We start from the raw sequence: 13,022 nt of genomic DNA on the forward strand, positions 1-13,022 counted from the left end.
TCACAACTTCCGTAACACCGCACCCCCACCCATGACCGGCCTGGAATACCGCCCGGCCACCCCCTTGGGCACAACCGCTCGCTTTACTTCGTCCTCACCCAACCCTCATCTATTGAATCGATACAAAACCAACGCTGTGGTTGGCATTTCCACAGGTCATCAAAGGAGATGTTCGTGAAGTATCCCCCTCAAGAAGGCGCCACCTGGAACCGTTCCGGAGTCGGGTTAGCTGGTCTGCGGTCAGGCGCAAAAGCCCTCACGGCAGCCGTGGCCGCCGCGGCCGTTGCCTTCACCGGCGTCCCCGCCGTCCACGCCGAAACCCCGCTCCCGCCGGCCGGCTCGGGCTTCCGCTTCGACTTCGGCCCGGGCGCCGCCGCAGACGGCTACACCCAGGTGAACGCCGGACAGGCATACAGCGCCGTTTCGAAGTTCGGCTTCGCAGACACCACCCTGACCACCGGCGAAGACCGCGGCACCGCCGATCCATTGCGGTCCGACTTTGTACAGGTCCAAGGCGGCAGTTTCCTGGTGGACCTCCCCAACGGCGACTACACCATCAAGGTCATCGCCGGCGACTCCACGGCAGCCACCAACATCGCGATTACCGCTGAGAAGATGGCAAAGGTGCAGCTCACGGACAAACCCGCGGGCCAGTACTTGGAGATGGAATTTCCCATCTCCCTCGTGGATGGGCAGCTCAACCTCGATTTCAGCGGCACGGCAGCCAAGATCAACTCCCTGGTCATCGCAGCCCGCGCGCCGCGGACCGCCACCACGGATCCTGCGGTCTACCTCGCCGGCGATTCCACAGTGCAGACGTACGACGCCGGCTACGTCCCGCAGGCCGGCTGGGGTCAGATGATTGACCGGTATTTCGAGGACACAGTCTCCTTTTTCAACCACGCGATCGGCGGACGCAGCTCGAAGAACTTCATCAGCCAGGGCCGGCTCGATGAAATCCTGCGCGTCATCAACCCGGGCGACTACCTGATGGTGCAGTTCGGCCACAACGACGCCACTGTGGGTGTCGACGACCGGTACGCCTCCCCCGCCGACTACAAGGAGTATCTGCGCACCTACGTCAACGGGACCCGCCAGCGCGGGGCCACGCCGGTACTGGTCACGCCGGTGGGACGGCGCGATTTCGACGAGGCAACAGGAAAGTTCAACATCAGCTTCCCGGAGTATGTGGACAAGATGAAGGAACTGGCCGCCGAAGAGAACGTGGCGCTGGTGGATCTGTCGGCGCTGAGCCGCGCATACTTCGACGAAATCGGCCCGGAGGACACAAAATCCGTCTTCCTCCACGTGGATCCCGGGGTCTACCCCAACCGGCCCACCGGAACGGTGGACGACACGCATTTCCAGGAATACGGTGCCATCCAGATGGCACGCCTGCTGGCGGGTGGCGTGAAGCAGCTCAATATCCCGCTGGCAGCCCGCGCCAAGGAGATCGTCCCGCCGTCGGCCGTTCCCGCAAAGCCGCAGAGCCTGGTGGCCGGCAGCATCTCCAACGCCGGTGCGCTGCTCAAGTGGCAGCCCACCGAGGGCGCGGATATCTACAAGGTGTACCGGAAGCTGGCGTCTGAACCGGAAAGCGCCTACAAGCTGGCCACAACGGCAACCGTCCCCACTGCAAACGTCACGGGCCTGGCTGAGGGCACCGCCTACAGTGTCCGGATCGCCGCAATGAACGGCAAGGGCCTTTCCGAGCCCAGCGACGCACTGGCCCTGACCACCAAGGAAGCCAAATACAAATTCGATTTCGGTCCCGTCGGCGCCCCCGTTGAGGCCGGCTACACCGAGGTCAACCGCACCTTGGCCTACAACAAGGAGCGCGGCTTCGGCTTAAAGGACCTCGCGGTCCTCAGCGACCGGGACCGCGGCGCCGTCACCACCAACCTGCTCCGGGACTTCGTACTCAGCGGCTCCAGCTTCGAATTCCAGCTGGATGTGCCGAACGGAACCTATGCACTGAAGACCTATCACAGCGACTGGATCGGCTCCACCCGCACGGACGTGGCCGTGGAAGGCAAGGGCTACGGCCAGGTTTCGTCCGGCAAGGCCTCGTTCGCGGAAAAGATCATCAACCAGGTCCTGGTGACCGACGGCCAGCTCAACGTCACCATCAGCGGCTCCGGCCAGCGCCTCAACGGCCTGGAAGTCACCCCGCTGCTGGTTGGTCCCACCAACCTCCGAACCACCGCTGTGGATGGAGCAGCCGATCCGGCGGTGGTGGTACTCGCCTGGGACGCCATTGCCGACGCTGCCAGCTACAAGGTGTTCCGGCAGGCGAACTTCGAGGCACAGCCGCAGCTTGTGGCCGAAAACGTCACCGAACCCACGTTTGTGGACACCACGGCCTTCGCAGGACTCCCCTACAAGTACCACGTCACTGCGGTGGACAACACCGGCCTCGAGTCGGTGCCGTCCAATACCGTGGACGTCTCCCTAACGGACCCGGGAACTGCCGTTCCCGCGGCCCCTGCCAAAGTGGACGTCAAGGCGATTGAGAAGACCAGCGTCAGCCTGAAATGGCAGAAGGTCAGCGGCGCGGCCGCCTACCATGTGTACCGTTCGACGTCGGCAAACGGCACCTTCGCGTACGCCGGCCGCGCCACCGAGGTCACTTTCACGGACACAACGGTGCTGACGACCATTAAGTATTACTACCGCGTGACCGCCATCAACAAGGGCGGGGAATCCGCAGCCTCCCCTGTGATCGGCACGGACAGGGTCACTGTGGTGAACCGGCAGGTGGAGAATCTGGACCGCGCCCCCGTGGCACTGCTCACCGACGAAGGCGTTCGCCTGGGCTGGCGCATGCTGGGCCTGGATCCCGAACAGATCGGCTTCCATGTCATCCGCGACGGCGTCCAGCTCACCGCGGACCCGATCAGGAACAGCACGTCCTACCTGGACAGCACAGGAACAGCCTCCTCTAAATACGTGATCAAGGCTGTAGGTGCCGGCGCAGACCAGCTGACGGCCGAGTTCACGCCCATGTCCCGCAACTACCTGGCCATCAAACTGGACAAGCCCGCAGACGACTACACCAAGGACGGGCAGCCCTACAGCTACTCCGCCGGAGACGCGAGCGTGGCGGACGTCGACGGTGACGGCACCTACGAAATCATCCAGATGTGGTCCCCGTCCAACTCCAAGGACAACTCGCAGGCCGGCTACACGGGCACCGTGTACGTTGACGCCTACAGGATGGACGGCACCAAGCTCTGGCGGATCAACATGGGCCCGAACATCCGAGCTGGAGCCCATTACACCCAGCTGCTCGCCTACGACTTCGATGGCGACGGCAAGGCGGAAATCGCCATGAAGACGGCGGACGGAACCCGCGATGCGGCCGGTACGGTGATCGGAAACCCGAACGCCGACTACCGGACCAGCAGCGGCTACGTCCTCATCGGCGACGAGTTCCTCACGGTCTTCCACGGCGCCACTGGCACCATCATGGACACCGTCAAATATGATCCGCCGCGCGGCGACGTGGCGGCCTGGGGCGACGGCTACGGCAACCGCGTGGACCGTTTCCTCGGCGCCGTGGCTTACCTGGACGGGGAGCACCCGTCCATGATGTTCAGCCGCGGCTACTACACCCGGGCCGTGCTCGCGACGTACGACCTCGTGGCAGGCAAGATCATCAAACGCTGGATCTTCGACTCGGACGTGTCCGGAGCCCAATACCGCGGACAGGGCAACCACAACCTTTCCGTGGCGGACGTGGATGCCGACGGCAAGGACGAGTTCGTCTTCGGCTCCATGACCATCGATGACAACGGCCAGCCGCTCTACACCACCGGGCTGGGCCACGGCGACGCAATCCACACCAGCGACCTCGATCCTTCGCGGCCGGGACTGGAAACCTTCGCGGTCCACGAGGACATGGGATCCAGCGGGAACCGCGGCGCGACGTTCCGGGATTCGCGGACCGGTGAGGTGCTCTGGAGCATTCCGGCGGCCAAGGACACCGGCCGCGGCGCGGCAGGTGACATTGATCCCCGCCACGCGGGTGCCGAGGGCTGGGCCATCGGCGGCACTGCTGCCTGGAACTCGCCCGTGGGCCAGCTGATGTCGGCCAAGGGAGAACTGATCGCCGAGAAGATTCCGGCCGCCAACTTCCTGGCGTGGTGGGACGGTGACCTGCTGCGCGAGATTGTTGACCATGATTTCGACGACGCCACCTACAGCGGGGTGCCCACCATCAGCAAGTGGAACTGGAACACCGAAGGCAGCGACAGGCTATTGACGGCCACGGGCGCCAAGTCCAACAACGGCACCAAGGGAACACCGGCCGTCCAGGCGGACCTCCTCGGTGACTGGCGCGAGGAAATCGCGTGGCCGTCGTCGGACAGCACGGAGCTGCGGATCTACACCACCACAGCGTCCACCGACGTCCGCCTCCGGACCCTGATGCACGATCCGGTGTACCGCCTTGCGGTGGCACGGGAAAACATCTCGTACAACCAGCCTCCGCACCCGGGCTTCTTCATCGGTGAGGGTATGGAGATGCCGTCGCAGCCGGACATCGTATACACCGGGGCACGCTAGCTCCGCCGCCCCGGCACCGGACGCCGCCCCCACCCGCATATGGCGGGTGGGGCGGCGTTTGTGTCATTCCGATCCGCCGGTACGCCGGGTCATCAGTAAACTCGCAGCATGAGCGAGACTGCCGCCAATTCAGTGACCCTCCGCTTCCTTGCGGCCCCCACCGACGTCGGCCACAGCGGTTCCGTTGACGCCGGAACAGTCCTCGAATGGGTTGACAAGGCTGCCTACGCCGCCGCCGTCGGCTGGGCCAAGTCCTATTGCGTGACCGCCTACGTGGGCAACATCCACTTTGCCGATCCGGTCAACAGCGGCGACATGGTGGAAGTCACCGCCACAATCGTCTATACCGGGCGATCCTCGATGCATATCCGCACCGTGGTGTCGTCCGGCGATCCCAAAGGCGGGCGAGCCACGATGCGCAGCCAGTGCATGGTGATCTTCGTGGCCGTGGGCCCGGACGGGAAGCCGGTACCCGTCAGGCCGTTCGAGCCGTCCACCGCGGAGGAAGTCGAAGAGCGCGGCCACGCCCTGGCGCGGATCAAGGTCCGCGAGGACATCGTCCAGGCTATGAACGCGCAGGAATATACGGACGCCGGAACCGCCGAACGCGTTGTCCTCCGGTTCATGGCCGCCCCCACGGATGTGAACTGGGGCGGCAAGGTGCACGGCGGAATCGTCATGAAATGGATCGACGAGGCGGCCTACGTGTGCGCTTCGCGGTACTGCGGCAAGGACACTGTGGCCGTGTTTTCCGGCGGTGTGCGCTTCTACCGCCCGCTGCTGATCGGCCACGTGGTGGAGGTGGAAGCGCGCCTGGTGTACACAGGAACCAAAGGGATGCACATTGCCGTACACGTCCGTTCCGGCGATCCCAAGGGTCGGGAGATGAACCTCACCACCTACTGCCTGACCGTCATGGTGGCCCGCGACGCTGCCGGGAACTCGGTGCCTATCCCGCCGTGGATGCCGGTCTCCGAGGAGGACAAGCGCCTGCATGCCCATGCCCGGGAACTACTGGAGATCCGGGGCCGGGCACCTGGAAACCGACTGCCCACCCACCTTCTGGCCGGTGGCGCGGCGGAGGAGACGGCAGCGGCGCAGCCGAAGACGTAGTCCAGCAGGTTAGAAAGCCGCCGGCATCGGCTGACTGACTCCACAAGCCTCTCGACGGCTGCAGAAGGCCACGTGGCGATTGAGCATTTTCCTGACTGCATGCTGATCCCGGGCATCAGGACGGACTACCCCTCTGCGACGAACTGCCCAAAACTCTGCATTTCGGTTCTTTGAGCCCTGTAATTCCCCGCTCTTTGAACGTGGTATTCGAGGCTGAACGTCCTGTATTACACGTCCCAAACTGAGTGCCTCGTGCGGAACACAGGTAGGCCCGGGTACTACCCTCCTGTCCCCGCCGGGAAATGACAGGTGGGTGCCACTCGTGTTGCAGGGACGAATCTTCCATAGCCTGAAGTTTCTTCGGGGGGAACTCCGAAGAAGGTCCTAACGGACAACGGACTTTTGGGAGAAACAGGTACGGAAATGCCATCAAGCATTGTTTGGACGGCACTGCATCCCTGGACGGCTTCGCATATGTGCGGAGCAAATGCTAGGTTTCCGGGCGGGAAATTCCGCGGCATGGCGAGGCAGCAATGAGCCCACTGGAAGATGCACGCGCTGCAGAGTTTGGATTCAGGATACCAACCTCGGTACTTTCCCCAACTGGGTTTGGAAGTATGCGACAACCCGACACAAACTATTTGGGCCGCCCGGTATCCGGGATTTTCTGGGCTCGGCGCTACAACCGGTTGGTTTGGGTTTTTGACCTTGCCGTGGTCTGCTTCGTGACATTGCTGGCGCATGTAGTGAGTGGTGTCGGCACCGCAGAAATAGCCATTGCGGGACATCCAGTTGAATTCTTTCCCATATCAGCCGTGATCGCTGGAGGCTGGATCGGACTCTTGAGTGTTTATCGGAGCCGGGACAAACGCGTCGTGGGAATCGGTCCTGACGAATTCAAACGCGTTTTCACGGCTACGGTCATGCTTTTGGGCCTCCTGGCCATGACGTGCGCTGTTTTCGAGATTGACATCGCCCGTAGCTACTTTGCCCTAGCGCTTCCACTGGGTGGGGTCGGACTCATGGCCTCGCGCTGGTCACTCCGGCGGTGGCTTACCAGGCAGCGTTTTCACGGCCATTATCTGTCGAAGGTGGTCGTCCTAGGCTCCGTGGAAGACGTCCAATATGTCATTGATCAACTGGAGAAGAAGTCCGGTCCGGTCTACAAAGTAGTGGGTGTCGCCCTCCAGGGAAAGGACCAACACGCCAGCCTGGTCGTCAACGGGCAGGCCCTACCGGTTGTTGCGGATATCTACTCAGTTGTAGATGCTGTCGCGGAAACGGAAGCTGACGCCGTTATCGTGGCGGGGCAGGTGGAGGGCGGCAGCAAGTACATCCAGGAGCTCGGCTGGCAGCTGGAGGAAAGTGCAACGGAGCTGATCCTCGCAACTGGACTGACAAACGTTGCAGGGCCCAGGATTCATTCCCGCCCCCTCGAAGGACTGCCTCTTATGCACGTGGAGCTACCGCGCTACGCCGGCGGTAAGCATTCCCTAAAGCGTCTCCTGGACATAGTTCTCTCGGCTGCGGCACTCGTGGCACTATCACCGCTCTTTGTCGTCCTGGCGGTACTTATCCGTCTGGATAGCCGCGGCCCGGTTATTTTCCGCCAAGAACGCATCGGAAAGGGCGGTCAAACCTTCATGATGCTCAAGTTCCGTTCCATGGTAGTGACGGCTGAGGACGATCTCGCAAGTCTGCTGGATCAAAACGAGGGTTCTGGCCTCCTTTTTAAGATGCGAAACGATCCGCGAGTTACCAAAGTCGGCCGGTGGTTACGTCACTACTCATTGGATGAGTTTCCCCAGTTCTGGAACGTATTCATGGGAGACATGAGCCTTGTCGGTCCAAGACCACCGCTGCAAAGAGAAGTGGACGGGTACGAAAGCCACGTTCATCGCCGGCTTTATATCAAGCCTGGACTTACTGGAATGTGGCAGATCAACGGCCGTTCTGAACTCAACTGGCAGGACAGCGTCCGGCTGGACCTGTACTACGTCGAAAACTGGTCACTCGCCGGCGACATCATCATCCTTTGGCGGACTGCGAAGCAAATGTTCAAGCCAACCGGGGCCTACTAGATCCGTAAAGCAGGAGGACAGACGTGCAAAGAATCGGATACGCCGCAGGAGCCTTTGATTTGTTTCACATCGGACATCTCAACATTCTTAGGTTGGCCAAAAGCCAATGCGATTACTTGATTGCCGGGGTCGTTTCGGACGAGCTCTGCCAACTGCGAAAGGGGCGCAAACCTATCGTTCCACTCGTTGAAAGGCTGGAGATCGTCAGTGAGGTCGGTTATGTGGACAGAGCGGTTGCGGAGACCATTCCGGACAAGCTTGAAGCCTGGAAAGAGCTTAAGTTCAACGTCTTCTTCAAAGGGGATGACTGGCGGGGAACCCCTAAGGGCGTCCGCCTCGAGCAGGCATTTGCGGCCGTGGGAGTGGAAGTCGTCTACTTTCCGTACACAGTCCACACCTCAAGCTCGGTACTTCGCCTCGCACTGGAAACCCTCAATTCGCCGTTGACCGGCGAGGATTCGCACAAGCAATCCATCGACGTCTAGAACCCGAGCTGAGGAGGCACGAGTGTACCGGAAGAACAAATTTCAGGCCCCGCTGAAGATAGCTCTAGTGGGCACACGCGGAGTACCTGCACGCTACGGGGGATTTGAGACATGCGTGGAGGAAGTAGGTCGAAGACTCGTGGACCGCGGTCATGAGGTTGTGGTCTACTGCCGAACCCAGCGCTACCCAGGCAGTGCCGAACAGGAGTATCTGGGCATGCAGTTAGTGCACCTGCCTGCCCCTCAGAAAAGGACACTTGAAACCATTTGCCATACGGGCCTTTCAGTTGGCCACATCTTGGGCCACCGCGTCGATGCTGCCATTGTCTTCAATGCCGCCAACTCACCATGGCTGCCACTGCTGCGTGCCGCGCGCATCCCGGTCGCCACGCACGTTGATGGCTTGGAGTGGAAGAGAGCCAAATGGGGCCGCTGGGGCCGGAAATACTATCGCTTCGCCGAGTCCATGGCGGTCCGTTGGTCCGATTCACTCATCGCGGACGCAGCGGGTATTCAGAGCTACTACCGTTCCGAGTTCGACGCTGACTGTGAGCTCATCTCTTACGGCGCACCCCTGATTCCGCGCGACACGTCGCAGAGACTCGCCGAGTTGAAACTCGATCCTGGGAAATATGACCTTGTCGTCGCAAGGTTTGAGCCGGAAAATCACGTCGACGTTATTGTCGGGGGCTACGTCAGTAGTGCTTCCCGGCTCCCGTTGGTCGTGGTCGGGTCCGCCCCGTACGCGGAGCAGCACACTCGTGCAATTCACACGCTGGGCGACGACTCACGCGTGAATTTTTTGGGCAGCGTTTGGGATCAGGAGTTACTCGACCAGTTGTACGCGAACTCGAGAATCTACTGGCACGGCCACTCTGTTGGTGGCACTAACCCGTCACTGCTTCGTGCGCTCGGCGCCGGAACAGCTGTAAACGCCTTCGACGTGACATTCAATAAGGAAATTTTGGGGACTAGCGGGGAATACTTCACTTCGCCGGCGGACGTCGCAGCACTTCTTGCAGAAGCCGAATTACGCCCGGACGAGATCCAGGCCCGAGCGAAGGCTTCCCTGGAAATCGCAGGAACATACGACTGGGACACTGTCGCTGATGGTTACGAGAGGCTGAGTTACAAGCTGGCCAACCACACGGTACGCCGATCGGGTCATAGGCGACGGCCCGCTGAAACGACTTCGCAGCCGCAATTAGTCCGAGCCGCTCGGTGACGTCATGGCCTCAGTAAGCCAGCGCGTAGCTGCACACATCAAAGGGCAGGACATTAGTTTTCGACAGACCGTTTTCCAACTGTCATCGGCGCAGAAAACGGCAGCCGCGGGGGCGCCTCCGTATTCCATATACGTCAATCGCAAAGCCGGAAAGTATGTCGCAGCGGCCGCCCATCGAATCGGATGGTCACCCAATGCCATCTCCTGTGTGAGCGCAGTCCTGACATTCTCGGGAATCACACTCCTCGCCGCAGCACCGAGTTCCTGGTGGGTCGGAATTACCGTCTGGAGCATGCTGGCCCTTGGCTATGTTTTCGATTCCGCGGACGGTCAGGTCGCCCGGCTGAGGGGCATCAGCTCCCCCGCCGGCGAATGGCTGGACCACGTTCTTGACTGCGCAAAACTACCCAGCCTCCATTTAGCAGTACTCATAGCCGCTTACAGGAATTTTCATCTCTCGAACGACGTGTGGCTGTTAGTCCCAATCCTATATTCTGCTATTGCATCAGTTGCCTTCTTTTCAATGATCCTCAACGATCATCTCAAAACAATTCACTCTGGCCCGCCCCGTTCTGCGGGTAAGAAAAAACGTTCGGTGATCAAGTCGATTGCCCTATTACCAACCGACTACGGTGCACTTTGCTTTCTCTTTGTTTTCTTGGGGAGTGAAAGTATTTTTATAAGCCTGTATTCGTTGTTTTTCCTTGCAAATGCCGGTCATTTGCTCTTGGCTTCTTTCAAATGGTTTAACGACATGAAGAACCTGGAAACAGTAGTAACCGAGACAACTTTAGGGGACTGATCATGAACCAAAAGCCCACGCGGCAACCCCGGGCAGGCCGACAAGTAAAACGAGCGGTAGCGGCCTCTGCTGTCATAGCTGCTCTCCTCGCAATTGGAGCGGCGGCCTCGGCAGGTGTGGCGGCACTGCCCCACCTAGCCGCTACGGAAGCTCCCCTAGCGCCCTCGGTGACGGAAACGGGAAGCGCTCCGCAGGCCGCGCCCGCCGCAGGCGCTACCGGACCAGAAAGAACCGTAAACGAGGCATCGAAGCCGGAGGTTGCACGTGGACCTCAGCCCGTGTCACCGCCAGTGCCCCTGAACGCCACCGTGACCATCGCCCAGGGAGCCAAGCTCAGAATTTCGGCCATCGAAACAGTACAAGGCGAAGCCAGATTGCCGGGCGAAGTGGCCGGGCCGTCCCTACGGTTCCAAGTCATGATCGACAACCCAACAAATGTTGAAATACCGACCAGCAACATGCTGGTGAACGTCGAGTACGGGAGTGAGAGCAAGCCCGCTGATCAGCTAAGCGGTCCGGGCGTTGTTGGATTCTCGGGACCGGTTGCTCCACGCAGCTCCACCTCGGCAGTGTTCGTGTTCAACGTTGCTCCGGCAGAACGTGACCGGATCCGAATTCTATTCGACTACGGAGTAACGGACCCTATAGCCGTCTTCGAAGGGTCTGCAGGTAAACCAGGAGCATAAAATCAGGTCGCACACGCCGCACGGCTAGAAGCCGCCGCCTCCGGCGTCGGCCGCCATGTTGGCAAACCGCGAATAGTGCCCTTGGAACGCCACCACGATGTCCTTGGTGGGTCCGTTACGGTGCTTGGCAATAAGGATGTCGGCCTCGCCGGCGCGCGGCGATTCCTTGTCGTAGACGTCCTCACGGTGGAGCAGGATGACCATGTCGGCGTCCTGCTCGATCGAGCCGGATTCACGGAGGTCGGAAACCATGGGCCGTTTGTCCTGGCGCTGTTCGGAACCACGGTTCAGCTGCGAAAGGGCAATCACGGGCACCTGGAGCTCCTTGGCCAGCAGCTTGAGCGCACGGGAGAACTCCGAGACTTCCTGCTGGCGGGATTCGACCTTCTTGCCGGAGCTCATGAGCTGCAGGTAGTCCAGGATGACCAGTTTGAGGTCGTGCTGCTGCTTGAGCCGCCGGCATTTTGCCCGGATTTCCATGAGCGACATGTTCGGGCTGTCGTCAATGAACAGCGGGGCGTCGTTCATCCGGCCCATGGTGGTGGCGATCTTGGACCATTGTTCGTCCTTGATGGTGCCCTTGCGGAGGTCCTGGAGGCCTATGGTGGCCTCGGCGGAGAGCAGGCGCATGGCGATTTCGTTCCGGCCCATTTCCAGGGAGAACATCACCGTGGCGAGGTTGTTCTTGATGGCAGCGGACCGCGCAAAGTCCAGGGCGAACGTGGACTTACCGACGGCCGGGCGGGCGGCGATAACAATCATCTGCCCGGGGTGCAGTCCGTGGGTGAGCTCATCCAGCTCGTAGAAGCCCGTGGGGACGCCCACCATTCCTTCACCGCGGTGCCCGGAGGCTTCAATCTCGTCAACCGTGGATTCCATGACGTCCTTGAGGACCACGTAGTCCTCTGCGGTGCGCCGCTCGGCTACGGCGTACACCTCGGCCTGGGCCTGGTTGACGAGGTCTTCCACTTCACCGTCCGAGCCGTAGCCCAACTGGACGATCTTGGTGCCGGCGTTGACCAGCCGCCGGAGGACGGCCCGCTCGGCAACGATTTCCGCATAGTAGCCGGCATTGGCGGCGGTGGGTACGGTCTGGATCAGCTCGTGCAGGTAGGCGGGTCCGCCGATCCTGTTGATCTCTCCGCGCTTGGTCAGCTCATCGGACACAGTGACGGCATCGGCAGGCTCGCCGCGGCCGTAGAGGTCAATGACGGCCTCGTAGATTGTCTCGTGGGCGGGGCGGTAGAAGTCCTGGCCACGCAAGATCTCGACGACGTCGGCGATGGCGTCCTTGGACAGCATCATGCCGCCAAGCACTGATTGCTCAGCAGGGATGTCCTGCGGCGGCTTTCGGCTGCCTTCGGAACTCCGGGTGCCCTCGATTGAGTCCAGGTGCGTAACTGACAAAGTTGCCGTCCTCCGTTGTGTACCGCGGCGGTTTTCTCATTGCCGGCGGTGCTGTAGCTATCTGCCTTTGGGCTGCACTGCGCAGCGGAACTCTCCGCTGTGCGGCAGGACCAGTAGTACCAGGAGGCACTGACAGTCTTCAGGCGTCGGCAAACGCCGGCGTCCGTTCTTCCGGCCGCTAATCCGGTTATCCCCAGTTTGCGGAAGTTATCCACAATTGGGCGTCCGGGTCCGCCTGCAAATGTCATGCAGCAAGCCTGCCCGCACTATTACGGACACGTTCTAACGCCCCAAAAACAGGTATCCCGCTACGTTAGTGCCCCTTCCGTCGGCCACCAAGCCCACATACATGCACACCTGTGGATAAGTTGTGGATTAAGGGCCCCTGCTTGTGCACAGCCTGTGTGCCCACCTGTGGATACCAAAAAACTTTGGCCATCAATGTGCCTCTGACCTGCGGAAACGTGAAGAATAGCTTGTGGATGAAATATTCTTTTACGGAACATTCATCCACAGCTTGCAGGTTCCCGCTGGGGATACCGGCCAGTAGGAGTTGCCGAAGTGACGGAGAATATACGCCCCTTGTGATTTACGCCACGATGAGGCCCCCGAATTGACGGCTCGCGCCACGAGACTGTATGCGCGCTTCAGAATATG

At 60.9% G+C, this 13,022-nt stretch carries 8 protein-coding genes; 7 read left to right on the forward strand and 1 reads right to left on the reverse strand.

Annotation, left to right across the window (positions count from 1 at the left end; genetic code table 11):
* The first annotated feature begins 174 nt into the window (after positions 1 to 174).
* The 7 genes from J2S97_RS13500 to J2S97_RS13530 all read left to right on the forward strand — a co-directional run bounded on the left by J2S97_RS13500 (position 175) and on the right by J2S97_RS13530 (position 10,958).
* A complete protein-coding gene (locus J2S97_RS13500; RefSeq protein WP_307050245.1) occupies positions 175 to 4,566 on the forward strand; it encodes a rhamnogalacturonan lyase family protein in 4,392 nt (1,463 codons plus the stop codon).
* 108 nt (positions 4,567 to 4,674) lie between these two features.
* Positions 4,675 to 5,679 carry an acyl-CoA thioesterase gene (locus tag J2S97_RS13505; protein WP_307050247.1) on the forward strand — a complete coding sequence of 335 codons (1,005 nt, stop codon included), beginning with the start codon at positions 4,675 to 4,677 and terminating at the stop codon, positions 5,677 to 5,679.
* A gap of 533 nt (positions 5,680 to 6,212) precedes the next feature.
* The gene (locus J2S97_RS13510; RefSeq protein ID WP_307050249.1) at positions 6,213 to 7,760 is read left to right on the forward strand and encodes a sugar transferase; all 1,548 of its coding nucleotides are present in this window, start codon (positions 6,213 to 6,215) and stop codon (positions 7,758 to 7,760) included.
* Between the two features lie 23 nt (positions 7,761 to 7,783).
* On the forward strand, positions 7,784 to 8,245 hold the full coding sequence (locus tag J2S97_RS13515; RefSeq protein ID WP_307050251.1) for an adenylyltransferase/cytidyltransferase family protein: 462 nt from the start codon (positions 7,784 to 7,786) through the stop codon (positions 8,243 to 8,245).
* A gap of 52 nt (positions 8,246 to 8,297) precedes the next feature.
* The gene (locus J2S97_RS13520; protein WP_373460563.1) at positions 8,298 to 9,470 is read left to right on the forward strand and encodes a DUF1972 domain-containing protein; all 1,173 of its coding nucleotides are present in this window, start codon (positions 8,298 to 8,300) and stop codon (positions 9,468 to 9,470) included.
* A gap of 4 nt (positions 9,471 to 9,474) precedes the next feature.
* On the forward strand, positions 9,475 to 10,272 hold the full coding sequence (locus tag J2S97_RS13525) for a CDP-alcohol phosphatidyltransferase family protein (protein ID WP_307050253.1): 798 nt from the start codon (positions 9,475 to 9,477) through the stop codon (positions 10,270 to 10,272).
* A 308-nt stretch (positions 10,273 to 10,580) separates the two neighbouring features.
* The gene (locus J2S97_RS13530; protein ID WP_307050255.1) at positions 10,581 to 10,958 is read left to right on the forward strand and encodes a hypothetical protein; all 378 of its coding nucleotides are present in this window, start codon (positions 10,581 to 10,583) and stop codon (positions 10,956 to 10,958) included.
* A 24-nt stretch (positions 10,959 to 10,982) separates the two neighbouring features.
* On the opposite strand, the gene dnaB is transcribed toward J2S97_RS13530, so the two are convergent.
* Positions 10,983 to 12,365 carry a replicative DNA helicase gene (dnaB, locus tag J2S97_RS13535; RefSeq protein WP_043479700.1) on the reverse strand — a complete coding sequence of 461 codons (1,383 nt, stop codon included), beginning with the start codon at positions 12,363 to 12,365 and terminating at the stop codon, positions 10,983 to 10,985.
* Positions 12,366 to 13,022: the final 657 nt, after the last annotated feature.

Origin of the sequence: Arthrobacter oryzae (genome assembly GCF_030812315.1) — a bacterium.
GTDB classification, from domain to species: domain Bacteria; phylum Actinomycetota; class Actinomycetes; order Actinomycetales; family Micrococcaceae; genus Arthrobacter; species Arthrobacter oryzae_B.